At 46.9% G+C, this 25,853-nt stretch carries 23 protein-coding genes; 17 read left to right on the forward strand and 6 right to left on the reverse strand.

The features are described 5' to 3' along the window. Nucleotides 1-99: 99 nt before the first annotated feature. From DFQ00_RS08440 to DFQ00_RS08455, 4 genes are all read left to right on the forward strand, one after another. Nucleotides 100-357: a YolD-like family protein gene (locus DFQ00_RS08440; RefSeq protein ID WP_090920584.1), complete on the forward strand. Its 258-nt coding sequence runs from the start codon at nt 100-102 to the stop codon at nt 355-357. Between the two features lie 104 nt (nt 358-461). Further along, the gene (locus tag DFQ00_RS08445; RefSeq protein WP_110896045.1) at nt 462-581 is read left to right on the forward strand and encodes a dihydroorotate dehydrogenase; all 120 of its coding nucleotides are present in this window, start codon (nt 462-464) and stop codon (nt 579-581) included. A gap of 183 nt (nt 582-764) precedes the next feature. After that, nucleotides 765-1,268 carry a ferritin gene (locus tag DFQ00_RS08450; RefSeq protein ID WP_110896046.1) on the forward strand — a complete coding sequence of 168 codons (504 nt, stop codon included), beginning with the start codon at nt 765-767 and terminating at the stop codon, nt 1,266-1,268. A gap of 449 nt (nt 1,269-1,717) precedes the next feature. Beyond that, nucleotides 1,718-2,458: a polysaccharide deacetylase family protein gene (locus DFQ00_RS08455; protein WP_110896047.1), complete on the forward strand. Its 741-nt coding sequence runs from the start codon at nt 1,718-1,720 to the stop codon at nt 2,456-2,458. A 559-nt stretch (nt 2,459-3,017) separates the two neighbouring features. On the opposite strand, the gene DFQ00_RS08460 is transcribed toward DFQ00_RS08455, so the two are convergent. From DFQ00_RS08460 to desA, 3 genes are all read right to left on the reverse strand, one after another. Continuing rightward, nucleotides 3,018-3,617, reverse strand: coding sequence for a response regulator transcription factor (locus DFQ00_RS08460; protein WP_110896048.1), 600 nt, complete (start codon nt 3,615-3,617; stop codon nt 3,018-3,020). After that, the gene (locus DFQ00_RS08465) at nt 3,614-4,762 is read right to left on the reverse strand and encodes a sensor histidine kinase (protein ID WP_110896049.1); all 1,149 of its coding nucleotides are present in this window, start codon (nt 4,760-4,762) and stop codon (nt 3,614-3,616) included. The genes DFQ00_RS08460 and DFQ00_RS08465 overlap by 4 nt, the downstream gene beginning before the upstream one ends. A gap of 124 nt (nt 4,763-4,886) precedes the next feature. Further along, complete coding sequence (desA, locus tag DFQ00_RS08470; RefSeq protein WP_110896050.1) at nt 4,887-5,915, reverse strand: Delta(5) desaturase DesA; 1,029 nt, start codon at nt 5,913-5,915, stop codon at nt 4,887-4,889. A 480-nt stretch (nt 5,916-6,395) separates the two neighbouring features. Here desA and DFQ00_RS08475 point away from each other — a divergent pair, with 480 nt between their 5' ends. The 11 genes from DFQ00_RS08475 to DFQ00_RS08525 all read left to right on the forward strand — a co-directional run bounded on the left by DFQ00_RS08475 (nt 6,396) and on the right by DFQ00_RS08525 (nt 20,759). Then, nucleotides 6,396-7,235, forward strand: a complete 840-nt coding sequence (locus tag DFQ00_RS08475; RefSeq protein ID WP_110896051.1) for a YitT family protein — start codon at nt 6,396-6,398, stop codon at nt 7,233-7,235. Between the two features lie 188 nt (nt 7,236-7,423). Continuing rightward, the gene (locus tag DFQ00_RS08480) at nt 7,424-8,701 is read left to right on the forward strand and encodes an ROK family transcriptional regulator (RefSeq protein ID WP_208643769.1); all 1,278 of its coding nucleotides are present in this window, start codon (nt 7,424-7,426) and stop codon (nt 8,699-8,701) included. A 99-nt stretch (nt 8,702-8,800) separates the two neighbouring features. Continuing rightward, entirely contained in the window at nt 8,801-9,823 is a 1,023-nt protein-coding gene (locus DFQ00_RS08485) for an ROK family protein (RefSeq protein ID WP_110896053.1), read from the forward strand. 45 nt (nt 9,824-9,868) lie between these two features. After that, nucleotides 9,869-11,092, forward strand: a complete 1,224-nt coding sequence (locus tag DFQ00_RS08490; RefSeq protein ID WP_244213740.1) for an MFS transporter — start codon at nt 9,869-9,871, stop codon at nt 11,090-11,092. A 75-nt stretch (nt 11,093-11,167) separates the two neighbouring features. After that, nucleotides 11,168-13,411, forward strand: coding sequence for a helix-turn-helix domain-containing protein (locus DFQ00_RS08495; RefSeq protein WP_110896055.1), 2,244 nt, complete (start codon nt 11,168-11,170; stop codon nt 13,409-13,411). A 189-nt stretch (nt 13,412-13,600) separates the two neighbouring features. Then, nucleotides 13,601-13,972 carry a hypothetical protein gene (locus tag DFQ00_RS08500; protein WP_110896056.1) on the forward strand — a complete coding sequence of 124 codons (372 nt, stop codon included), beginning with the start codon at nt 13,601-13,603 and terminating at the stop codon, nt 13,970-13,972. Nucleotides 13,973-14,383: 411 nt separating this feature from the next. Then, complete coding sequence (locus DFQ00_RS08505; protein ID WP_110896057.1) at nt 14,384-15,988, forward strand: extracellular solute-binding protein; 1,605 nt, start codon at nt 14,384-14,386, stop codon at nt 15,986-15,988. Between the two features lie 108 nt (nt 15,989-16,096). Next, nucleotides 16,097-16,999: an ABC transporter permease gene (locus DFQ00_RS08510; RefSeq protein ID WP_110896058.1), complete on the forward strand. Its 903-nt coding sequence runs from the start codon at nt 16,097-16,099 to the stop codon at nt 16,997-16,999. Nucleotides 17,000-17,056: 57 nt separating this feature from the next. Continuing rightward, nucleotides 17,057-17,929 carry a carbohydrate ABC transporter permease gene (locus DFQ00_RS08515; protein WP_110896059.1) on the forward strand — a complete coding sequence of 291 codons (873 nt, stop codon included), beginning with the start codon at nt 17,057-17,059 and terminating at the stop codon, nt 17,927-17,929. Between the two features lie 21 nt (nt 17,930-17,950). Continuing rightward, on the forward strand, nt 17,951-19,642 hold the full coding sequence (locus DFQ00_RS08520; protein ID WP_110896060.1) for a hypothetical protein: 1,692 nt from the start codon (nt 17,951-17,953) through the stop codon (nt 19,640-19,642). Between the two features lie 166 nt (nt 19,643-19,808). Further along, on the forward strand, nt 19,809-20,759 hold the full coding sequence (locus DFQ00_RS08525) for a sugar phosphate isomerase/epimerase family protein (RefSeq protein WP_110896061.1): 951 nt from the start codon (nt 19,809-19,811) through the stop codon (nt 20,757-20,759). Nucleotides 20,760-20,881: 122 nt separating this feature from the next. On the opposite strand, the gene DFQ00_RS08530 is transcribed toward DFQ00_RS08525, so the two are convergent. From DFQ00_RS08530 to DFQ00_RS08540, 3 genes are all read right to left on the reverse strand, one after another. Beyond that, nucleotides 20,882-21,427: a GNAT family N-acetyltransferase gene (locus DFQ00_RS08530; protein ID WP_110896062.1), complete on the reverse strand. Its 546-nt coding sequence runs from the start codon at nt 21,425-21,427 to the stop codon at nt 20,882-20,884. A gap of 94 nt (nt 21,428-21,521) precedes the next feature. Further along, nucleotides 21,522-22,112: a P-loop nucleotide/nucleoside kinase family protein gene (locus DFQ00_RS08535; RefSeq protein WP_110896063.1), complete on the reverse strand. Its 591-nt coding sequence runs from the start codon at nt 22,110-22,112 to the stop codon at nt 21,522-21,524. Between the two features lie 310 nt (nt 22,113-22,422). Further along, nucleotides 22,423-24,246 (reverse strand): ABC transporter substrate-binding protein, encoded by a 1,824-nt coding sequence (locus tag DFQ00_RS08540; RefSeq protein ID WP_110896064.1) that lies wholly within the window; start codon nt 24,244-24,246, stop codon nt 22,423-22,425. A 328-nt stretch (nt 24,247-24,574) separates the two neighbouring features. Between DFQ00_RS08540 and DFQ00_RS28755 the strand changes: the two genes are divergently transcribed. Both DFQ00_RS28755 and yidC read left to right on the forward strand, forming a co-directional pair. After that, complete coding sequence (locus tag DFQ00_RS28755) at nt 24,575-24,925, forward strand: hypothetical protein (RefSeq protein WP_146236136.1); 351 nt, start codon at nt 24,575-24,577, stop codon at nt 24,923-24,925. Beyond that, nucleotides 24,862-25,803: a membrane protein insertase YidC gene (gene yidC, locus DFQ00_RS08545; RefSeq protein WP_110896065.1), complete on the forward strand. Its 942-nt coding sequence runs from the start codon at nt 24,862-24,864 to the stop codon at nt 25,801-25,803. The genes DFQ00_RS28755 and yidC overlap by 64 nt, the downstream gene beginning before the upstream one ends. Nucleotides 25,804-25,853: the final 50 nt, after the last annotated feature.

Raw genomic sequence — 25,853 nt, forward strand, 5'->3', positions numbered from 1 at the left:
AAGGGCATTACACAAACGTAAATGAATGGTATACTAGCTGAATATGCACTCGGCAATCAACCGTGGAATCGGGACGTCGGAGTAAAGGGGGCAGCCGCATTGGCCAAAGCAAAAGTTGCAAAAAGACCCACACGGGATGAGTTTGAACTGGAGGAGCTGGGGAATCAACTGGTAGAAGCTTTTCATGAACGTTCTGAAGTATTGTTAACTGTTTGGGGCAAGGAAGAGCAGGTGCAGGGCATTATTGTAAAAATGGATTCCCGTACCCGGCTCGTTCATGTGGAGCATACGGAAGAGGAGTTCACGGCGAAAGTACCCTTTATGGATATCATGCAGGTCCAGTCGCCACGTTATTAATTCAAAAAGAAGCAAACCGCATTTGAACTATAGGGCATTCGCCCTGTCAAAGTTCGCTTCTCTGCATAAGATAACCCATACCTGTTGCAGAGGAGGTACAGTCAATGAGCGAAGTTGTAAGTGGAGACACAAGAGGTTACGGCTACGGTGGTTTTACTTCTGTAGGCGCGATTCTGGTTCTGTTCATCCTGTTGGTTATCATCTCCAAAGCGTTCTTGGTATAATGTTTCAACCCATGATCGAAAGAGGCTCTACCGTGAGGGTAGGGCTTTTTTTTTTGTTTTGTTTAGACTGCATGGGCTGCTCCAACAGGATATTTGACGAAATTTGTAGAATTTCGCATGCAAACACCTTTCACGTTATGGTAAAATAAAGCTATTCCAACGAAAAGAAAGAGGTGCTCCACAATGAGTCAAGAACTGACTGCGTCGTTAAACGAGCAGATGAACTTTGAATTTTATTCCGCTCATGTATATATGGCGATGGCCGCATATTGTTCCAGCAAAAGCCTTGACGGGTTTGCGAACTTTTTCCTTGTGCAGGCGGAAGAGGAACGTTTCCATGGTATGAAAATCTACAAATTCCTGAACGACCGCGGACACCGCGCTACACTTGCAGCGATGCCTGAGCCTAAGAACGAATACAGCTCGATGCTGGATGTGTTTGAGCACGGTTATGCACATGAGCAGCAGAACACCAAAAAGTTCTACGCTCTTGCGGATATCGCGCTGAATGAACGTGAACACGCTACGATGTATTTCTTGAAATGGTTTATCGACGAGCAGGTAGAAGAGGAAGCTTTGTTTGATAACATCATTCAGAAACTGCGCCGTATTGAAAATGACAGCAACGCCTTCTACATGCTGGATGCCGAGTTTGCTAAGCGTTCATTTACGGCTCCTGCGGAGTAAGCCTGTTTTTGATACATACCGTAAATCATGTTACGGAGCTACGAAAGGTGGCTTGTACAGCTTAGTCATTGAACAATGAAAGAGAAAAAGCACAATCCTCTTCCGTGGTGACATGATGCGGAAAAAAGCTTGCATGCGTGCAAGCTTTTTTTGCTGTTTGTTAAATAAAACGAAGTGGAGTCTATCAAATGGCCTAATTGGGGTAATAGACAATATGTCATAATAGATATAATGTTATGATTTACTCTTACGGGCGTCTGTCAATGATTTAAATCTATCAAAATCGTTTTAATTTTTAAGTTTATCTGACAAAAGTGTAACTCTACCGTAGCCTTTTGAGCGAGAAGAGCATGATGAATCTCTGATACTATTAACATTAATCGCCATGGGATACGAGTACGAAGGATTACACACCTGGGGAAAAACACACACAAGGGAGACGTTTCACTATGTTGCATATTCGCAAAAAACTAATAACTACACTTGCTATTTTACTTATGTTTCCATTGTTGTTCCTGCCGCAGTCCACTGAGGCAGCAGCGTCTGCTGACAAAGCTGCAAGTAAGGCCGGCTCCAAGATGATCTATCTGACATTCGATGATGGCCCTACAGCTCATACGGGCGAGCTTCTGGACATTTTGGATCAGTACAAGGTGAAAGCTACATTTTTCATGCTCGGGCCTCATATGGAACAATATCAGAAAGCGACCAAGCGAATTGTAAAAGAAGGTCATGGACTTGGGCTGCATGGAGTAACTCATGTCCCAGGGAAATTTTACAAATCAGCTTATAGCGGATTGAAGGAAATGCAGCAAGCGAATGAAAGTCTTAACAAGGTGGCCGGAGTCAAAACAAGCCTTGTGCGCACACCTTATGGCAGCAAGCCGTATCTTAAACCTGCATATCGCAATGTGCTTCTGGGGCAGGGTGGATTTCATCTCTGGGATTGGAATGTCGATTCATTGGACTGGAAATACAAGAAGGATCATCAGAAGGTATATAATAACGTGATGCAGCAGGTTCACAATGTGAAGAAGAAGGGCACTACACCGATTGTGCTGATGCATGATCAGGAAGCTACGCTGAAAGTATTGCCTCAAGTGCTGAAAACGCTGAAGGCTGAAGGATATCAATTTGAAATATTAACGAAGAACGTGCAGCCGGTCAATTTCTGGGATGACAAGCGTTAAGATGCATTAAAGAGAAGCGACGCAGAAGCTGGTCAAGGCCTATAGCAATCCGAATCAAACCGATATTTTTCCAGAAACGGATCTGAAAAACATGCCTGAAGATATGACCGTGGACTTGGGCCATGGCATCAAAGGCTTGGCAGAAGGTGCGGCGGGCAGCCAGTATCTGACTTGGCAGGAGGGGCGCTGGACATTGCAGATTCGCTCCTTCTCTGAGGATCAGATGAACAACCCGGCGATTGCCAAGAAAATGGTGCAATATCTGGAAGCACACAAGCTGCCTGTTCCCAAAGACAAAGGGTTTGCCCAGGTCCACTATGCAAGTGGAGGTAAGGCAGTTCAGGTGACCATCTCGTGGCAGGACGGCAAACAAATTCATCAGTTGCAAACAAGTCGTGTGCCTCTGGACGCTCTTGCCATGGTGGTATCGGGTCCAATAATGGAGTACAACCTTTATAGATACATCATTGATGTGACATCTCACAAAAAAGCTTGGTATAGGGAACGCCCCCTGTACCAAGCTTTTGCTATTCTCTGCTGCCTGTTTAAGCCTGTCTGCTTACTTGAACCAGCCCTTTTCCTTGGAACGGGTGATGGCTTCAATGCGGTTGCTGGCATTGAGCTTGTTCAGAATAATGGAGATGTAGTTCCGAACAGTTCCCGTCGTAATGAACAGATGGCCGGCAATTTCCTTGGTGTTTTTCCCATCAGCCATCAGACCAAGCACGGCATGCTCACGTTCAGTGAGCGGATTTTCCTCGACATAAGCCTCGTCCACCAGATCAGGGGCGAAAATACGTCTGCCGTTCATGACTTGACGGATCGCCTCGGCGAGCTCTTCAATTGGACTATCCTTGAGCAGATAACCTCGTACGCCGCCCTTAAGCGCTCGCTCGAAGTATCCGGTTCTGGCAAACGTAGTGAGGATGATGACTTTACAGTTCATGCCTTTCAGCTCTTCTGCTGCTTCGAGGCCACTCTTGACGGGCATTTCAATATCCATCAAACAGATGTCGGGAGCATGCTGCTGCACAAGCGCAAGTGCCTCCTGACCGTTGCTGGCCTGTCCAACAACTTCCATATCATCCTCCAGATTAAGCAGGGAAGATAACGCACCGAGCATCATGCGCTGATCCTCAGCAATGACGATTCTGATCATTCTTCATCCTCCTTCATAGGTTTGCGAACCAGCTTGGGTACATGAATAATAACGGCTGTACCTTGTCGCTCCGGACCTGTTTGAATGTCTATGCAGCCATTTACAAATTCCAAACGTTCTTTCATTCCGAGGATACCGGTTCCCCGGCGCTCCTGCTTGCGTGTACGTTCGATACCAAGCCCGTTATCCTGCACCGTTAATACGTTATGAGAGGGTGTTTCTTCTATTGTAATGGTACATGACGATGCCTGGCTGTGCTTGACAACATTGGTCACCGCTTCCTTCAGACACATACCGAGCACATTTTCATTCAGTTGTGACGTGTCCTGCAGCTTCGGGTTGCCTTGTAAAATAAATTGAATGGACGCGGCCTTCAAAATTTGCTCTGCACGGAACAGCTCATCCACCAGCTGCGTTCCCCGCATCGTTGTCACCATATCACGAACTTCCTTGAGCGCGGTGCTGGCCGTTTGTCTCAGCTCATTTAATTCAATGATCGCCTGATCCGGATTTTTACGAATCAATCGTTTCGCCAGATCGGTTTTGAGACCGATCAGCGAAAGTTTCTGACCGAGCGTATCATGTAAGTCGCGTGCAATGCGCTGTCGCTCCTCCATTTTCACCAGATCATCCAGACGTTTGTTGGCACTCTCCAGCTGGCCCTCCAGTTGCTCACGCTTGTTTTTATTATACGTGCTGATCGGGAGCAGGATGGAAGCCATCAGGCTGATGAATACAAACGGAAACTGGCTAAGCAGCAATGAGCTTTGATTGATAAAGCCATAGTTGACCGTCAGGAAGCTTGCGCCGAGATTCACCGAGTAGAGGGTGAAAAATCCGGCTTTATTTTTAATATTGCCAATAAAAAAAGCAAGAAACAATGAGAAGTAAGCATAGTCATATGCAATCGTCATCGTAATGGATATGGCAATCAGCAGTCCAATCCACATGTAGACCTGCCATCCTTTGGTGATAAAGGCAAGCAGATAACATACAAAAAAGACAAGGATAATGATAATGCCGGTGACCAGCGTCCAAACCTTGGAATACTGAGAGATGTAATAAAAGGGAAGGATGAAAAAAGCGAGCCACACGTATGGGTTCAAGCCTGTATTTTTATAAAAAACTTGTGACCATTTCTGAATATGATTCTCCTCCTTGCAGTTATAGCTGACACAACTTTAGCCTGACTGTAGCATGACTGCCGCCTGAATACAAGAAAACGAATCTGACAGAGTAAAGGCTTGTCTGTCAGACCCGTTTATTTGGCTACTCGGATAGAGCTCTCGGAACGTAGTTTTTGCGTGATTTGCGATTCAGTTGTCTAAAGCTGATAAATTCTTTGTTCTGCTCATCCCATAGACGGAAGCGCAGCGCAACCAGGCTGGAACGTAATGTGATCGTCGTTGCCTTCTGCAGAGGAGGTGTGGCGTTATGTGCTTCCTCCAAATAATAATTCGGTACCCGTGGACTCAAGTGATGCACATGATGGAATCCGATGTTACCACTGATCCATTGCAGCAGCTTAGGCAGCTTGTAATAGGAGCTACCCTCTACAGCAGCCTTGACGTAACTCCATTCGTCCTCATGCTCGAAATACGTCTCTTCAAACTGGTGCTGCACGTAGAACAGCCAGATGCCGAAGAAACCGGAGAAGAAAAATACAGGTGCTTGAACCATGACAAAGGCCTGCCAGCCAATCAGCCAGCACATAAAGCTGTACAGAGCAATAATTAGCACGGTCGTTACATGAGTGTTGATACGTTCCTTACGTCTAGCCGCTTTGCGATTAAAGCGGTAAGCGAACAAAAACACATAGATAGGTCCGATGCCAAACATGATCAAAGGGTTCCGGTATACACGGTAGAATAGACGCATCCACGGTGTCGCCGCTTTGTATTCGTCTACAGTCATTACCCAGATATCACCTACACCACGTTTGTCGAGATTGCCGCTTGTGGCATGGTGAATGGAATGCTCGTTTTTCCATTGTTGATAAGGGGTGAGGGTCAATACTCCAGTGATCGTACCAAGGATATCATTGGCACGTTTGCTTTTGAAGAATGAGCCGTGACAGCAGTCATGAAAAATAATAAACGTCCGCAGGACAAACCCCGATGCCACCAGTGCGATAGGGAATGTTAGCCAGTAAGAGATGGATAAGCTGTAATAAGCTGCTGCCCACAGTAAAAAGAGGGGAAGCAATGTATTGATTAATTGACGGATGCTAAGTTTGAGATCATTTTTTTCAAAAGGGGTTACTTCTTTTTTAAGAGCCATTTCTTTGCTTCTACTCATGCATGTTCCTCCTTATATGATACAACGGTGATTCGCTGCATCAGCACATTTCCCGTGATGTATCCTTTTGGGAAGCGTTTTTATCATTGTAAAAGAATGCGCCCGTGACCGTAAGTCATAAGTGTCAGCCTGTTGTAATGATAAATATCAAGGATGGAGCATGACATTTGTCATGGTTTATGGGGGAATGCGTGGATACAGTCGGGTGAAAAGATGACGTTTTCATATTTCCTTTGCACAAATTACGCAACAATTTGTATTTTGTATACAAATTTTGCGAAGAGCATGGTAAAATCAAACCTTGAGTGTATATGACATCGTAGGCTGCATTAGGGCGTGTCTTTAAACCTGCTGAAGACGTTGAAGACGTTCTGGCTGGGAACGAGGATTCGAAGATTCAGCAAACTCGGCTTTCTTCAGCAGGCTCAGACACGCCCTAGATCAAGAGTATATTTTGTATGGATTGGATGGAGCGCTTAAATGAAAAAAAGAATTACGGATATTTTATTTCTTATGGCGGGTGCATTTTTATTTGCGCTGGCGGTCAACCTGTTTGTTATTCCTAACGATCTTGCAGAGGGCGGCGTAACAGGGATCACGATTATTCTGTATTATCTGTTCCATTGGTCTCCGGGGCTGATGAACCTGATTCTTAACGGTATTTTATTAATTGTAGGTTATAAGTTTCTGGATAAAACAACAACGGTATACACCATTATCGCAGTTGTTTTTAACTCCTTGTTTTTGCATTTGACGGAGAACTGGAGCATTGCTTCCAATGAGCTGTGGGTGAACACGATCTTCGCGGGTGTCTTTGCGGGTCTGGGGATTGGTTTGATCGTCAAAGTGGGGGGCACTACAGCGGGAACGGTTATTCTGGCGCGGCTGGCAAACAAATATCTGGACTGGAGCATCAGCTACGGCTTGCTGTTCTTCGATCTGATTGTGGCGTTTTCCTCCTATTTTATTATTGGACCGCAGGGTCTAATGTGTACGATCGTGCTGCTGTTTGTTGGAACCAAAACGATGGAGTTTATTATTGAAGGACTGAATCCGAAAAAGGCCGTGATGATTATCTCCTCCAAGCAGGATGAGATTGCGAAGCAGGTTATCGAGAAAATGGATCGCGGAGTTACGGTTCTGTCCGGTCACGGCTATTATACGAAAAATCCGAAGGAGATTCTGTATATTGTCATCAGTAAACAAGAGGTTCCGATGCTCAAAAAAATTGTGCGGGCCGAAGATGAGATTGCATTTATTACCATTCATGATGTACGTGACGTATTCGGAGAAGGCTTTATTGAGCTTTCGAAGTCCTAGGTGAAAGCTCTGGGAAGCTGGCCAGAGTGCTATGAATAGGAGAGAAGCAGGGCGAGACAGAAGATGATTCTGTTTCGCCCTTTTTGCGTGGCGCCCTGCACAAGCGGAGCTTTACACGCTGCAACCGGAATGATATATTAAAAAAGTTAGTTAAGAAAGTTAACTAATTATAAGCTGGAGGTGATATGATGGCTGGCACACCGCAATATATCCGCAATCTGAACGAAAATCTGATTATGGATGCCTTGATTACTCAAGGTGCCATGTCAAGAGCGGATATCAGCCGTCAGACAGGACTTAGTAAACCAACGGTGTCATCCGCGGTGGAGCATCTCATGGAACGTAATCTGGTCAAGGAAACAGGTCGCGCCGATAACGCTCAAGGTCGTAAGGCTACGTTGATTCAATTCAATGAGACGGCGTATTATGTCTGCGGTGTTGATATTGGGGCCACGCGAATTCGGATTGCTTTGGCAGACCTTAACGGTCAGTTGCTGGCTTATGCAACCTATCCACCGATTGCACGAGATATGAACCAAGGGCAGGGTGTACAGGAATTGAATGAAACTTCTGAACAGTCTGTGCTGCAGCTGTTACAAGGCTATGTAAACCAGATGTTGCAGGAGAATGGTTTAGAGTGGAGTGATATTCGCTGCATCGGATTCGGGATTCCGGGAGTTGTTTTGCCCGAATCAGGGGAGATCAGGCGTATTGTTGAACCGCTCGCTGGTATGGAGAGAGCATTCTCTCGGGATACGTTAGCGCGTGCTTTTCCATGTGATGTCATTCTAGACAACGATGTGAATCTGGCTGCACTAGGTGAGTACCGAAGTGGTGCTGCGGTGGGTTCTCCATTCTTTGTTTTTTTCTCCATTGGGGCAGGCACAGGAGCGGGCATTATGATTCAGGGTCAATTACTGCACGGTTTAGGTGGTATGACTGGTGAAGTAGCCGAGATGCTACTGGAGAATGGAAGCCGCCTGGAGGATGCGCTGTCTGCTGACGGACTGCTGCAGCTGGCGAAGCATCAAGGGCTGACGCCAGAGTTGAAGAATTTGAATGGTTCGGATGCTCTTGCTTCCGGTGCAGGAGAAGGTACAGATGACAGGACAGATATAGTTGTAGATGCTTCCGAGGCTCTGACACCCGAGATGATTTTCGAAGCCGCACGCATCGGAGAGGTTCAGGCCATGAGTGTTATGAAGCAATATAGTCATATGATCGCTGGAGCGCTGCGTCAGATCAGCACGGTGCTTGCTCCTGAACTGATTGTACTTGGCGGAGGAATTGGCGGGAACGGGGATGTGTTATTGCCTGTATTAAGGGAAATGGCTGATGAGCATTTTCCGGTGAAGCCGCAGCTGCTCTGCTCCGCTCTTGGAGAACGGGCTGTTGTTACGGGTGCTGTGCAGGTTGCGTTGCAGCGAACCCTGCTGAATCTTCAGCAAGGAACGTTAGAAGAATAGATGAGTGGAAAATCAGTACGATTATGTTGAAGCTCTGTGTGAGCAGACCGAGGTTACCGTTCGGACTCCGGGGGTTATCTCGAATAAGGAGGAAATGTTATGAAAGAAACGGTTCAAGGTGAGATGCAGCAAAAGGCTTCTTGGGTTGCCGGCATTGACATTGGCGGTACCAAAACGTTGATGTTATTATCTACCCGAGACGGAGATGGGCAAGTTCACGAATGTAGATTGCCAACTCAAGCTGCTGAGCAGCCCGAAGCATTTTTTCGCTGGCTGTTTGCCGAACTAAAAACATTTTGTGAGGACTCAGGGTGTTCGTGGAATCAGCTTGCTGGTGTAGGGCTAGGATTCCCTGGTGTTATCCTGCAGGATGAAGGAGTATTACGCAATGCGCCTGCATTCCAGTGGCCTGAGGAGGATATCCGGGCGATCATTGCCAAGTTTTACAATGGGAATATCGTTCTGGACAATGACGTCAACATGGCGGCGATGGGAGAAGTGGATCAGGGGGCGGCTCGTGGACATCGCCATAGTGTCATGGTTACTGTGGGCACAGGTATTGGCGCTGCACTTGTACTGAATGGAGAATTATACAGCGGGCAGCTCGGAGCCGCGGGCGAAATCGGTCATTTTATCGCAGGTGATGAAGGGCTTGATCCCGGGTATGCAGCAGATGGCGATGCGTTCGGGGTATTTGAGTCGATCACGTCGGGCACGGGCATTACCGAGCGGGCAAGGAATTATTTTGCAGCGGGAAAAGGGAGTGAACTTTCCTTGATCTGGAGTCTTGCTGGCGGGCAAGCGGAACAGATTGAAGCAAGGCATGTATTTAAGGCAGCCGAATCAGGCGATGTGGCTGCACTTGAGATTCTGGAGCTGCCCCTGCGTTATATGGCCAGAGGACTCGCTAATATTACGGCATTGCTGAACCCATCTGTCATCGTACTGGGCGGGGGCGTTGCCGCATCCAATCCAACCTATTATCTCAACGAGGTTCAGGCCCGGTTGAAACGTTATGTTGTACTTCCGATCGAGATTGTGATTGCCGAGCTTGGCAATAAAGCAGGGGCGATCGGAGCGCTGGCATCCATCAGACGTAACCTTCAACGCACGGATCGGTAGAACCAATACACAGAGACTAAAGAAATAAAAAGGATGGAGATCCGGATGAGAGATAGACATATGATGGCTGATACAAAAAATAAAACAGCCGAGGCTTCAGAGGCAAGACGTGTGTTGATTAAATTGCAAGGCCTGTATCTGTTTATGGGGCTTGCGGGAGGTTTTTTTAACCCGTACATTAATCCCATATTGGTGTCACAGGGCTTTTCAAGTAAAGATACTGGATTTATAATGGCTTTTGGTACATTAATATCCATTATCCTCCAGCCGGTGTGGGGAGTTCTGGTGGATAAATTTAAGAAAACACGCTTGGTGCTTGTGATTAGCTTAATGATTCCGGCGTTGCTGGCGTATTTTTATAATATTCAGGTGTACATTATATTAATTTTGATTTATACTTTATGCACTATATTTCAAGTGACACAGATACCTGTAGCTGATTCCTATGCGGTAACAGCAGCAAGAGCGGCGAACACCTCTTATGGTATGATTCGGCTCTTTGGCAGCCTGGGGACAGGACTTGGCGGATTCGCTGCAGGGATGTATCTTTCCCAGTTTTCCATTCATATGTTATGGCTGCCTTTCCTCTTCTTTAACATGTTGAGCGCAATACTGGCGGGCACACTCCCCAAGCAGACGAGCATCTCCTCGTCCTCGGTAACCTTCTCCGTAGGTTTGGCAAGATTGCTTCGAAATCGTACGTTCCTTCTCTTTCTCACCGGTTGTTTTCTGGTGAATCAAACGCTGACGGCGTTTAACTCCTTTTTCGTTATTTCGTTTCAGATGGCAGGCGGCTCGGTCGCTCTGACAGGCACAGCACTCTTGCTTGCCTCTATCACAAACGTACCATCCATGCTGGTAGCTGCTTATGTGCTTCGCAGGTGGGGGCACGAGCGTACCATGCTTCTGGCTGCCGGTGCATATATGCTACGCTGGGGAATTCAGTGGCTGTGGCCTACCCCGGAAGTGATGCTGGGTGTTCAGGTGCTGCATGGATTATCCTTTGGGTTCTTCTATATTGCGGCTGTAGAATATGTGGCTTCCGTCACTGGTCGTGAGATGCAGGCGACAGGTCAGAGCTTGTTTAACATGGTGTTTGCAGGTCTTGGTGGCATTGTAGGCAACATGCTGAACGGATACCTGCTCGATACGGGCGGACCTTCCGTAATGTATCTGTCCTGCACGATCAGTGCCGCATTGGGGGCGATCATTCTATACATCGTCAGCAGACAAGCGAGAGAACAGAGAAGGGCGTACTCCCTCGAATAGCGATGAAGGAGATATCCGCCGGATTAGCTGCCAAGAGTGTATTGACTAGATTTGAATGGAAGGAGCTGAGGGCCTATGAAGGTGAATCTGAAGCGGAGCTGGCACACCAAGTTGATTTATTCGTATTTTCCCCTATTTCTGCTTACGATCTCCATTCTGATCGTTCTCTCCTTCCTGATTGTTAGCGAGTTGTCACGGAATGAAACCAAAAAAGCGGATATGATCTCCACACGTTATATTGTAAGTACACTGGAGCGGTCTCTGGGTGACATTGAGATGAGACTGCTTGATGAGATCGGCACCAATAAAATGTACAGCCGCTTTCTGGAAACCCAGGATTCACAGCTGTCCAGTGCATTTCTCTATGATGCTGCGAGCGGTTTGGGACGAATGCTGGATCAGCAGGGCACGGTGCAGTCCATTTATCTGTATCGGCTGTCGGATTCCCGCATTCTGACACCCAGAGGTATGGTGAGTCTGGAGGAATTTGAGGACCGCGCTTATATTGAGCAGGCCTTGAAAAATAGACAAAATCTCGGCTGGAATCAGCCCAGATCGTACAAAGAGCTTTCCTTCGATGTTCCTTCACAGGTCATCAGCATGAACAAATGGCTGCCGCTTCCTTGGGGCGGAGAGGGGCTACTTGTCATATCCATCCGGCTGTATGCCTTGGAGAGACAAATTGACAATATGACGGATGGGGATCTTTCCTTTTTACAGGTGAAGGACAACGATGACCAGCTTGTGTATTCGGCTCACCAGATTGTCCCTGCTGATGGGAATGTTCTGAATCGGGTGCAAGCCGAGAAGCTTGGGCTGACCTTCGAAAGCGGCATTCAGACAGGACATTTGTACTCATGGGTGTCACTGGTTTCGTATGTATGGATAGGCATTGGTATTCTGACGATTGCGGGTGCAGTTGCGGGTCTGATCTATATTACGCGCCGAAATGTACGACCCATTCAGCTTATGATGAATCGTATTCAGGAGTTGCAGCCCCGTGTGCATGAGGAGGAGGCGGCACCGTCCGTCAAGGATGAGCTGGCCTTGATTGACCGGGCCCTCGAGCATCTCATCGCTCAAACGGTGGACTATGAGAAGCAGCATCATGAGAATCTGCTCATTCATCGCAGGCAGCTGCTGGTGGATCTGATGGAAGGTGAGCGTATGGATTCATTCCGTCAGCGCCTTCGTCATTTGCTGCCGCTGGAGGAGCGTTTTCTGGAGCCTGAAAGTGCAGCTGTGCTGGTGGCTGAGATGAATGGAACAGATCTGCCAGGTAATCAGAATATTTTGAAAATGGCGTTGATGAATGTATTCAAGGAACTGGTCCAGAGGGAGAGCAGGCTTGGTGCTTGGGCAGAATGGTTTGGTCATCGTCGTCTGATCATTGTGGTGGCTTCGGATGAAAAGGAAGGACTTAGCCGCGAGCTGCTGATCGAATTGGCCCAACAGATGCATATGTGGATTGCTGAGCATTTTCGCATTCGATTTACGTTTGGCATCGGACAAACGGTCAGTGGATGGGAAGATATTACCCGATCCTACGCCAGTGCTGATGCAGGATTACAGCACCGGCTGACACTTGGTCAGGATGCGATTGTGCTTAGTGAGCAATTGCCTGATCAGACCGAGATGCATTCCTATAAATATCTCCAGATGCTTGCAGATATCGTTCGTGAGTTCAGACTGACCGGAGATGAATGGCGAATGCAGCTTGATCATCTGTTTATTGCGTTCAGTGAGGATCAGATGAATGACAAGGATATTCGTATGCTGGTGCAGTCGCTTATTCAGATGTTAGCGCGTGAATTTGGCGAGCTGTCTGAACGTTTGCAACATCAGTTCGATGAACCTACGTTGGCAAGACTCCGTGCACAAATTCAGGAAGCCGACACACTTGAGCGCATCCGTGCGATTTTGCTGGAGTGGCTGAAGGAGGTCTATCGCAATTACGTTGCAGTCAACGAAACCAAAAGTCATCGGGCTATGATTAATGAGCTGCGTGTATATATTGAAGAGCATTTTGATGATCCTGATCTGTCGCTGAAGCATCTGAGCGATCGATTCCAGATCTCGGGTAAATATGCAAGCTATCTGTTCAAGGAAGAGTTTGATATGAAGTTTGTGGATTTTCTGGTGAAGCTGAGAGTAGAAAAGGCCTGCCGATTGCTTGCCTCATCGGATACAGCGATTCAGGACATTGCCCAGCAGGTCGGTTATGCGAATGCAATCTCGTTCGGGCGAGTATTTAAACGTGTGATGAATGTTACCCCGGGAGATTATCGTAAGCAGTTTGACAGATCGGAAGAGAAATAAACGTTGAATGTGAACATTTGTGAGTTGAATCTAAGTCTCCTATGAGAGCATAAGGTGTATTCCTGCTGCTTGACATAGGGGATTTTTTTGTTATGAAATGATCGAAATGTATTCAGGGAGTATCGTTAGAAAAATAAGGACATGAACTATACTACACACATATATAAAAACACAGGGGGGATTTTCATTATGAGTCGATATGGGCAACAAGCCTGGGGTTCGGTGGAGCTTGACAGTGAGGTTAATATTTCAGTAGATAACAATTCATTTGATTTTAATGTGGATGGTTTGTCATTCTCGCTGGCCATTCCACCAGGGAAGTACAATACCAGTAGAGAGCGACATGAATCAGAGCTCGTGCAAGTCATGACAAAGACAGCAGCGAATCTGAATCTGCCTGTACAGTTCAAGTTAGGCGGTATGCACTATGATCAGAAATATAATGTCTTAATTGTAGAGCATCTCGATAATCGCCAAGAGCATGTGCTGGATGGATTCAAGGGGAAGGCGGCAGAACTGATATTTGGCGAAGTGCGCTTTAATCTTTTACCGAGGGACTAAACTGAAGGGATAAATCTGTCATAATAATCATTACAAACGGAATCGACCACCAAAAGCGTGGTCTTTTTTTATTTTACCGGGAGAAGGATCATCGGGAAAATAGATTAATACATGTCGTTACGTGTCGATTTAGAGCGAATTACCACATGAAAACAGTGTAAATAGCTTGTTTTGTGTTAGTTTATATAACATACATGAACTGAAAACAGTTTATCAGTAGGAAAATAGTTTATAAGTTAGGTTTTTTGACGTAAAATCGACGTTTATCTCATTTTGAAAATAGTTTATTGTCGGTTTTCAGAAAACAATGTAATAATTAGTGACATTCACAGGTGCAGCAACATAGGGCAACTATATCGGAGTGGCGATCATGTGAATCATTCAGAAGGTGTGCGAAAGGGGAAAGGTCAAATGAGATTATTTCAAAGACGCAAGGCAGGCAAGGCAAGTTCGGTTCTCGCAGTGGTAACCGCGTTTACTCTATTATTATCTGCGTGTTCATCTGGAAGTGAATCAGCAGCTTCATCATCCGGGGGAACGGGTGCAGGGAACAGAACAACTTTGAAAGTAGAAATTTTTGACCGGGGTAATACTCCGGCGGGGTACACCATCTCGGACAGTTATTTGACTCGCTTCATTCAAAAGGAGTTTGGCGACCCGAACAACATCAATGTCCAGTTTGTCCCGGTACCACGCTCGGAGGAAGTACAGAAGCTTAATGTACTGATGGCAAGTGGCTCAGAGGTTCCAGATATCGTGTTTACGTATGATTCCGGTACATTTAACCGCTACGCTGAACAAGGCGGTCTGACCGAGCTGACCGATCTCATTAATAAAGACGGTACCAACCTGAAAAAGCTGCTCGGGGATCAAACGCTGGCATACGGTCAATATGATGGACAGCAGCTCGCCATTCCGGGTAAACGTCTGGTACTGGGGAAATATGCTTCTTATGTACGTCAGGACTGGCTCGATGCACTGGGATTGCCTGTGCCGCAAACAGCTGAAGAATTGCACACAACCCTGAAAGCTTTTAAAGAGAAAGATCCTGGTAAAGTTGGTTCAGCACTCATTCCGATGGGCATGTCCATTGCTCCTGCGCAATACGAGCCATTGATCTGGTCCTTCATTCAGCCGCTGTCTGAAGAACAAAGATACACACTCACACAGCAGCTGGGCTCTAATGACTATCCGACACTTTTGCCTGGCTTTAAGGATGCGCTGAAATACATGAACACTTTGTATAACGAGGGATTAATGAGTAAGGACTTTGGACTGGATAAAGACAAGAAAAAGCTGTGGGAAGATGTGTCCAATGGCAAAATAGGCTTCTATACGGAGGATGCAGGTGAAATCTACATCTCGGGTACGTATAAAAACCTGCAAACCAACAAGCCGGGTGCTGTCATGACACCGATTGATGCGTTTAAAAACTCCGAAGGCAAATTCGCTAAACCGGCTTATGCTCCGAATGCGATGTATGTCATGATTCCGAAGTCCAGCCAAAACGCTGAAGCGGCGATGAAATATCTGGATTGGATGGCATCTGGAAACAACCTGTTTGACCTGCAATTCGGTGTAAAAGACGAGAACTATGAACTGGTGGACGGTGTACCTCAGATCAAAGAGGATGCTTCTCCTGAAATTGCTGGACGAATCTACAACTCGGGTGACATCGCTATTATCGTGAACGGGAAATACGTGGGCGATGACAAAAAAAATGAAGAGGCTTATGTCGTTCAGGTTGAATCCAAGTACCGGGATGACATGCGTAAATCAGTGGCAATCTCGAATACAGATACAATTCAGCCAGTACGTTTCTCCAAACCGATTGAAGCGGAAGCTCGTTATGGCAATGGTCTGCAGGACAAATTCATGGAGTTCGTTGTGAAAACAACGATTTCCAAGCCAGCGGATTTTGAAGCAACCTATGACAGCATGATGAAGGATTACATGGCAAGTGGGGGTCAAGCGATTCTGGATGAGCGTACAGCCGCTTATAAAGCAATGAAATAGGCTGAGCTGATCGCGCTGGATGAGTTGACAGCATAGAACAGGATTTCATGGGGGCGATGTATGAATCGTACTCCATGAAACATCCTGCATGACTTGGGGGGAACATTTATGAAGACGGGCACGTATTTCCGCAGAAACTGGCAAATGTATGCTTTGCTCGTGCTGCCAATGATCTATTTCATCATTTTCAAGTATGGTCCAATGTATGGTGTGCAGATTGCGTTTAAGGACTTTAACTTCTTCCAGGGCATTTCGGGCAGCAAGTGGATTGGATTCGATGCGTTCAAAGAGGTGTTTGAGAATCAGGGGTTCTACACCGCGCTGCGTAACACGATTGTTCTGAATTTCCTGGATTTGCTCGTATCGTTTCCGGCACCGTTAATTCTGGCAATTCTACTCTTTGAATTACGGGTGGCCTGGTTCAAAAAGATGGCACAGACACTGCTATATATTCCGCATTTTATCTCATGGGTCATTATTGGCGGGATCGTGTTACAGGTGTTCGGCACGCAGTCTGGCTTCATTAACAATATGTTAATGAGCATCGGGCTCGATCCACTTCCATTCCTCACGGATAAAAATTATTGGCTCTTTACGTATTTGGCTGTAGGTGTGTGGCAAAGTGCAGGCTGGGGCACCATACTCTATCTGGCCTCTCTTACAGGTATTAACCGTGAGTTATATGAAGCTGCCGAGGTCGATGGAGCAAGCCGCTTACGCAGAATCTGGCATATCTCTCTGCCAGGCATCAAAACAACGATTGTTACCTTGCTGATCATCAATGTCGGCAATATGATCTCCATTAGCTTCGACCGTCCATTCATTATTGGCAACGTAGCTGTTCGTGAATATTCGGATGTTCTCAGTACATTTGTGTACCGTATGGGTTTGCAATCCGGTCAGGTGACGCTGGCAACCGCAGTAGGTTTATTCCAGGCTGTTGTTGGACTGATCTTTATCTTGGGTGCAAACTATGCATCGAAAAAATTAACAGACGAGAGCATTATGTAACGGACGGAATGCTTGATCAACACGGAGTTCATCTATGATCTGTAAGGAGTGAGTGAGATGTCGGAAAACACGGCGAATCGAATATTCAACACGGTAAATGTCATTCTGATTGTTATTGCAATGGTGCTGTGTCTTGCACCGTTTATCCATATCATTTCCATCTCGCTAAGCTCGAACCGGGCGATCGGTTCGGGGGAGGTTTCCTTTTTCCCGAAAGAGATTACCTGGGAGGCTTATGGCAAAGTATTTGGTGATGGTTCCATGATTCGATCCCTGCTCTACACCATCTGGTTAACTGTTCTTAGCACAGTGCTGAGCATGGTTATGACGATTATGGCAGCATACCCTCTTGCCAAAAGCAGTCTGAGAGGGCGCAAATGGTTTATGATGGTGATTGTGGTTACGATGTTTTTCAGCGGCGGCATTATTCCAGAGTATATTCTGATCAAAAATTTGCATTTGCTTGACAGCACATGGGGATTGATTCTGCCGGGACTGATTAGCCCGTTCTATATGATTATTCTGATCACCTTCTTCCGGGGAATTCCCGAAAGTCTGGAGGAAGCTGCGGATATTGACGGCAGTACACAGATTGGCACATTGATTCGTATTATTTTGCCCCTGTCACTTCCGGTAATGGCAACACTCAGCCTGTTCTATGCCGTTGGACGCTGGAATGGATTTCAGGATGCGTTGATGTATATTACCAAACCAGAGTTGTATCCATTACAATTGAAGTTATATCAGATGATACAGCAGAATCAAATCACAGAGCTGATGCAAAATGAAGGCATCGGCGCAGTACATGTGTTGCCGGAAAGCTTGAAAGCAGCCAGTGTTATATTCTCGACGTTGCCGATCCTGCTTGTATATCCGTGGCTGCAACGCTACTTCATCAGCGGTGTAATGGTAGGTGCTGTAAAAGGTTAACGTCTCAGGAGGTCTTATGGCATGACACAACCTATGGTAAAGAAGATGTCGAAGGAACAGCAATATCTGGTGAACCAGTCGATGGTGATGATGGATCGCTTGTATGATGAAGAGTTTGGCTTGCTCCGCGGTGCTGAAGAGCAGTCATCAGAACACGAGACACGAGGCAGTGCGCATTATGCACTCGGCCTGCTGATTCGTCAGGAGCCTGGTGATGTGGAGCGAGCGGCTCTGGTGCTTGATAAGGTGCTGGAGTATCAATATGATGCGCCGGATGAAATCTATCATGGAACCTTCATGACCCAGTCGAATGATGTGCATCCACCCGCGGGTCACTATGCATGGAAATCATTTGCGCCAGGCACAGCCTATTTTCTGGAACGCACCCTTGAGAAGGTGTCTGCGCAGTTTATTCATAATCTGCAGCAAGAGAAGGATGTATTGAAGGAAGGTGCGGAGGGGAAGCGGTTAAAACGGCTGTTCCACGAAGCGGTTAACACTATATTGCCACCCGTCTGGATCAGCTATGATCCAAACTGGAGGGAGTTTATCGCATGTGTATGTGTGATTGCCACTGCAGAGTTTCGGGAGCTCCTGCCTGCTGCGCTTGTTCGGCGAATGGATGTGGCGATGGAACGAGCTGTTCTGGGCTCCGTGGATCGCAGGCTGGCGGATGTGATTCCGATGAACACAAACATCGAGCTGATGCATATTTTTATCACTCATTATTATGGTCATCGGTTCAAGCGGACGGACTGGATTCAGCATGCGGATGAGCAGGCCGAAAGGTTGCTGAAGGAATTTGAACAATATGATGGTACGTTTGCGGAGTTTAATACAACCACCTATTATGGGGTTGATCTTGCTGTACTGGGTATGTTCAGAAGATATTCGCTCACGGGACGTATGAAAGAAATTGCTCATCGGATTGAGCATGGACTATGGAATAATATTGCACTGTATTACAATGCGAATCTGGAAAATCTGTCAGGCCCGTTCGCGCGGGCATACGATATGGAGATGCGGGAGCACAGCTCCATTGGTGTGTTTCTTTATCTTTTGCTGGGAGAGGGCTACGAGCATTTAACTGGAATAAATTGTGAATCCGGGCATGATCCGATGATTGCCTTGCTTGGCATTGATGTTCCTGCTGAAGCGGTACCGTATTTCAAAGCGCATCAGGGTGACCGTTTGGTGCAGAAGCAGTTCCTTGAGCTGTGTGAACGCAATGATCCAAAAGCAAATCGTAATCTGTGTACGGCCTCGGCCTGGATCGGTGAGAACCGAATGATGGGTGCAATGTCGGGGAGCCGCAATACCAACGGTCAGATGCATCCCGCGACCATTCATTGGCATACGGCAACAGGAGAGCGATATTACCTGCGTCTGGTACGCCGCGAAACGGGAGGGGACTGGAACAGTCATCTGCGGGGCATTACCTATGAAGCAGAGGTGACATCGGGGTCGCTGACTATTGATGTACAGCTGGATACGGAGGAAGAGATTGAGGTTTATTTTGAGATCAAAGGACCGTCCCTTCGCCCTCAGCAGTTACAGCCGGAGCGCTGGGATCTTCCGGGACTTACCTGTTCAGTAAAGGTCGAAGCGCCGGAACCTACCGTTCTGATGTACACCGATTATGCTGAAATTATATATCGTTATGTGCCGGGTGTAACGGAGAAGCGAATGAGGTTTGAACTCGGGATCGACTAGGATCAGGTATAGCTTCAATCAGGTACAGCTTCACACATAAGTTGAACGATGGAGTTCGATGAGCACGCGAGCTGAACCGCTACAAAAATGTTTGTTTATACAGATAGAGACGAGTGGAATATGAAAGGGCAAGTGAACGAAAAACTTGAAGATTGGAGGGGCAGGGATGTATACAGACAAGGAGCAGTATTCCTTCTCCACATGCTGGAATATTAAACGTCATACAACGGGTCAGGGCATGGTTGAGGAAATTCTGTCACTCGGCTTCAGACAGGTGGAATTAAACTATAATGTGAACGATGAGCTGCTGCGGACGATTGAACCGATGATTGAGCGCGGAGAAGTGGGCATATCGAGTGTGCATAACACCTTCCCGCATGTAGCTGATCCAGACTATGGCACAGATTCGGTGCTGCTTGGATTCGATGATGAGCCGCGGCGCAAACGAGCGATTGAACTGCTATTACGTTCGGCCGAGTATGCTCATCGCTACGGTGCCAAGGCGGTTGTTGTGCATCCGGGCGAAGTGCCGTTTGCGTATAACATTGATGAGGCCTTGAAAAAAATCTATCACGATGAAGGCAAGGATTCGCCGGCCTATCAGGCCTTGTGGCAGGAGATGCTGGAAAAGCGTGAGGCGGGAAGTCAGCACTATCTCAAGCGGATTCAGGAGAGCCTGGAAGAGGTGTGTAATGTATCGGAGCAGCGTGGGTACGGTGTAAGCTTTGGCATTGAAACCCGTTCCCGCTGTTATCAGATGCCTACACTGCAGGAAGCCGGCACGATTATTGGTCAGATGAAGGGAGCTCCCCTTGGGCTATGGTACGACATCGGTCATGGCATGATGATGGACCGAATGGGGCTCTATGATAACGTGCGCGAGGCCAATGCGTTGATTGATCACGTTGTGGGTGTGCACATCCATGAAACGGTAGGCTTGTCCGATCATTGGTGCCCTTATATTCATAGTAAAGATATGAGCTTCTTCGATGCATTTCTGGATATCATTGATCGCTCTCCTGTGAAGGTATATGAGCTGAAAGCTGCCTGCACGCCTGAGGAGATTGATGAAAGCCATAACCTTATTGTAGCTCGTATTGCCGAACGTCAGAGATAAGCAGAAATAGAGCAGGATCAGAATCTTTAGCCTTACAGGCTGCAAGAGACTGGTCCTTTTGCTTTGTTTTCCGCTACAATCTACCTGACACGACATCTAGTAATTAGGAATCCAAGTCTGCTCTACTTGAATAACTTGTACCAGTATAAAGTGGCTTCAATATTAGGAGTGTATGACTGCTTGAGTGTGTCAACTCCACCCAGGATGAAGCCTTGTTTGACATAAAATCTGCAAGCGCCCAGATTATCATCTTGTGCTTCAAGGGACATTCCTATAAGCTCTTTTTCTTTTGCCCACTCTTCTGCTTTATTCAAGAGCAACGCTCCGATTCCGCTGCCTCTATACTCCTGTTTAGTCGCAATGTTTTCAATATAACAGAAGCGATTCCAGTCCTTTATCACTCTAATCTGTCCTACGCAGGTATGATTCATATACGCTAAGAACAAAATTTTATCGTCTTGATTTATATATTCACTCCAATTGAGCTGATCCTCCGGGAAACGTATTTCTCGCGTTTCATCCCAAAGAACTTCTGTATAAGACCACGTTCCTGCTTGTAAATGGGGAACCACTTTACCAAATAGCGTGAACGTATCATTTGTCTTATGGATATCCTCGATGCGGTCCGCAGTTAACGGAGAAATGATGAGTTTATGCTCACTACCCAATGTTTAAACACGTCCTTTCAGGATGTTCTGAAATGGCTGATGCTAGTGACAACTGTTACGAGCCGAGTCTTTCTTGAAAAGTAACCCTGCATGATTACTTGTACATACGCCGTTCCAGTTCAGCAAAGGCGATGCCAGCATCGTCGCTGGAATTGTCGATATACGCTACAGCTTCAGCAGGCAGCGGCCAGGCTACGTTTTTGCGGGCAAGGGACGCACTGAACGCTCCCCAGTTTGCCAGCTTCCACTCATCTAGGGGAGATTGTCTTCCGGTAATACGCTCATGATAGAGTGCTACGTCCCGCAAATAGATGTAAGCAACCCGAACGTCCGTATCATCCAGAGAGCGCCCAATCCGTGCCAGTTCCTGCTGGATCCAATCGGGATTTTCAATCTCTTTGGTGAAGGGGCCAATGACGAGAGTATCGACGTCAAGCTGTACGTTATCCAAAGCTGCGTCCATCGTAATTCGATATCCGAGGTCACGGCACAGCGCTTTATACTCTGGTGAGTCGCGGTCTGACGGGTCGAGACCCTGAAGTGTCATGATGGCTTCAGCGGCAGGGCGAAGCAGGATATCCATATCGAGAAAGGCGGCTTTATATTTGCGGGAAAGAGCTTTGGCCAGCGTTGTTTTGCCACTTCCCGCTCCGCCGAGGAAGAAAATCAGTTTACTTTTGCTCATGAGCCCGTGTCTCCTTCATTCGTGATATCAATTAATGCTCTGTTGCTAACGGTGCTGATGAAATGAAAACAAGATATGAGTAGTATTCTATCATAATCCCTTTTATTGGCTATAGTAGTTGTAGTATAACTTCGTTCTTTAATTATGCCATGGTCGAACTGCTTCTTGGTGTCTATCGCCGCAAGGACACGGTTTCAATAAGCGGTAACGGAAACCATACCCGGATACAAGGCAGAGCATAACTGTCCCAAGCTGCCCGCACTCGGTTGTTCAGTCTGTTAATACTCCTACTTCAGGTTGGCATACATTTTCACTCCAGCTCCTTCGAGGGAAACCAGATATGCCGTAGATTAACCCAGCCTTGGCTGTTGAATGACAATCCGCGAACGGAAGGCAGGTAGGCTGTTTCAACAGGCTTTTGAGAAAGGCTGAACATCAGATGCTCACTAACCAGATAGCCTTCAACTTCATCCAGTGTCTGCTTGCGTTTGGTAGCAAGTGGAGATATAGCGACGGTTTGTAACATGTGTTTAACCATTTCCTTCGAAAAAGGCTCCAGATGCTCGGACAAGGTGGCATACAGATCGTATCTGCGAAGCTCCTCGTCCCGATCTTGAATTAGTGAGAAGAGAATCAGGTCCGATTCCAGTCGCCAATCGCCTTTGAATTGCTCCATGTCACCCGTATGGATGGTGCATGAAAAGCCTAATTGCTCCAAAGCGAATGCAAGCTGTTCCGCGTCCAGTCGATATTGCGGAATGGTGGCAATGTTCAGGACAATCTCTTGTTTGTCAGGTGAGCGGACAAAGGAGTCCATCAGGTCCGTGGTACCAACGAGTGGCTCTGAGATTACATCCGTCTTGTGTTCCGTGTTACTTGTCTCTGAAACTGGCTGTTGTATCAGATCAATGCATCGCTGTAAATATGCGCGTACACCCGGATCGTTTAACGGTCCGGGCTTTTGGGTGTTGCATGTGAGCAGCTTTGTCACGGACACGCCCGAGCTTGCTTCTGTCCAGCCCGTGCCGGATGCATTAGATGGATTGTGCATAAGGTGGAAGAAGGGTGACTCAATATTTTCATCTGCGGTGGTATTCAAGTCCTGACTGCTCTTGTGAGAAGTTTTTGAGGTGCTCCATGGAATTTGTAAAATATCCACCCGATCAATGAGCGCTCTGCCCTGAAAATACGTTGGATATGCCTCCAATCTGCACATATGATTATCCCACAAGGTCACCTTGAAGGGCCCTGTACCAATTGGTAACTGTCGTGACTGCATGTGTTCACGTTCTGATTGATTCATCGCTGTATGAGCGCTCTGGCTTGAAGGCACAATGACTGCGCGGCTGGTTGTCAAGAAGGACAGAAACAATTCATGCGGTGTATTCAATTGAAAACGTACAGTTAAAGGGCTGGCTGCTTCAACCGAATGAATATGTTTACTGACCTCGCGATATAGTGTCCGGCGTGCTGTCGATTGCAGTCGTTCAAATGTAAAGACAACATCGGAAGCAGAGAGAGATCTGCCGCTGTGAAAATGAACCCCTTTCCGCAAATGAAAAGTCCATGTCAGGCTGTCATCCGACACATCCCACGTATGTGCTAGAGCAGGCAAAATCTGCCCGTGTTCATCCCGCTGCACAAGACCATCGTACACATGGCTGGTTACAAATGACTCGGCAAGCAGGTTGATATATAGCGGGTCGAGTGCGTGAAGCTGCTGGCGAATGGGAAGACGGAGCGTATCAATGGATTCATTGCTGGTCCCCGCCTCGGTATGATAGCCTGTATAACCGAGCAGCCACTGGTTGAGATAATACTGCATTGACGGTGAGCCGGAGAACGCTCTGACCTGATCGGCAGCCTCCTGTAATTCCCGGCGATTTATCGTCTGCATCATATATTCAGCGGCAATCTGATCCGCTGGAACGAGCAGAGACAGAACCGAACGCCGTGCGCGTCCCCGCTGGGCATGCCAATGAATCCAGCCCAGGTTAGCCATTTTTTTCACAATCGTCAGCGTGTTCCGATGGGTGCAGTCCAGCAATTCGGCGAGATCAGAGAGTGTCAGTGTATGCTCGGTTGTATCCCCAAGCTGGCTGTGAAGCAGCAAATATTGCTGATGAAGTTTCAACAAAACCGTCCTCCTCGACGCTTTTTCCAGTCTACTTCATAAAATAAGAAGTTTTATTCATCCATCTTCATACTTATCTTCCTATATTATCATCTAAAATACAAAGCAGATAGAGTGTTGGAGGTATTTCCATGATGGAGAGAATAAAGTCTTCAGGTACAATTGTACAGCCAGTGCTGCTTAATCTGGCGAGGTATCGAGCACAGCTGAAATTGTCCAAATGATGAACGGAATAGACCAGCGTCTGCATTTGCCATCAGTTCCTTTGTGCAAACGTCATATGTAAGTGCTATAATGTAAAAATAAACGTATGAAGGGGGTGAATCTCTTGTTTGAATTACATGAACTACTGCCGTATATATTCTCGATTGGGCTTATCTTCACAGTCAGTTACGCTTATATTGCCCACCTACACTGCGGCATGACAGAGTACTGGATGGAGGGCGGCGCCGGGGATGGCATTGAACCTGTGTTTCCGGCATTGGGCTTGAATAGACAGCACAGATCGGAAGACTGGAGTCGCATGGTCAGACGAAAAGAAGCACCGGATGAAGATGAACCAGACTGTTATTCCTCGTTGAAACGTGAATCAGCCCATCAACGAGGAGGATATATATGGAACATAAGACAAACAAGGGGTTCACTTTCACGGCTGGCAGGGCACGGATCTATGGCCTGATTGTGATGGTATTCGCAGTCATGCTGCTTGCCGGCTGCAGTAATAACGTATCAGAGATAAATTCTTCGACACCGGGATTCTTTAATCATTACATCGTATTTCCGTTGTCTTACCTGATTCAGCATATTGCCAGTGCATTTAACGGCAGCTACGGGGTAGCGATAATCATCATTACATTGGTCATTCGTCTTGCGTTACTGCCGTTGATGATGCGTCAAGCCAAGTCCCAGCAGGGGACACGAGTGATTATGAACGCGATGAAACCCGAGATGGATGCGCTCAAGAAAAAATATGAGGGCAAAAATGACCCAGCCGACCGACAGAAGCTGTCTGAAGAAACGATGGCTTTATACAAAAAGCACAAGTTTAATCCGCTTAATATTGGCTGTCTGCCCTTGTTAATTCAACTGCCAATTCTGTCAGGTATTTATACCGCTATCCGGCTAACGCCAGAGCTGTCGTCCCATTCGTTTTTATGGTTCAAGCTGGGTGCGCCGGACTATGTGCTGGCCGTTGTTGTAGCGGTGATCTATTTGATTCAGGCCAAAATATCGCAGGCTAATATGGCGCCAGAGCAGCGCAAACAGTTTGCAATTATGGGGTACATCTCTCCGCTCATGATGGCGTTTTTCTCGTTGTCCGCACCGGCAGCGATGCCACTGTACTGGACGGTAGGCGGATCATTCCTGGTGCTGCAGACACTGTTGTTCCGTAAACTGTATCCAGTGGAGCATCCTCAGGAAGCGGTGGCGGTGAGCCCGACTATGGCAAAAACGGATAATAAACTGGCCACTAAATCAAAGAAAAATGGCAGCAGCAACAAAAATGCTGCTTCTGCCAAACCTACTGCGAAACCGGCCAAACCTGCTAAATCATAGAGAAGAAGCCTGTCCTTAGGGATAGGCTTCTTCTCTATATACCTGTAGTT

This window comes from Paenibacillus barcinonensis, from assembly GCF_003217495.1.
In the GTDB taxonomy this organism is placed as follows: domain Bacteria; phylum Bacillota; class Bacilli; order Paenibacillales; family Paenibacillaceae; genus Paenibacillus; species Paenibacillus barcinonensis.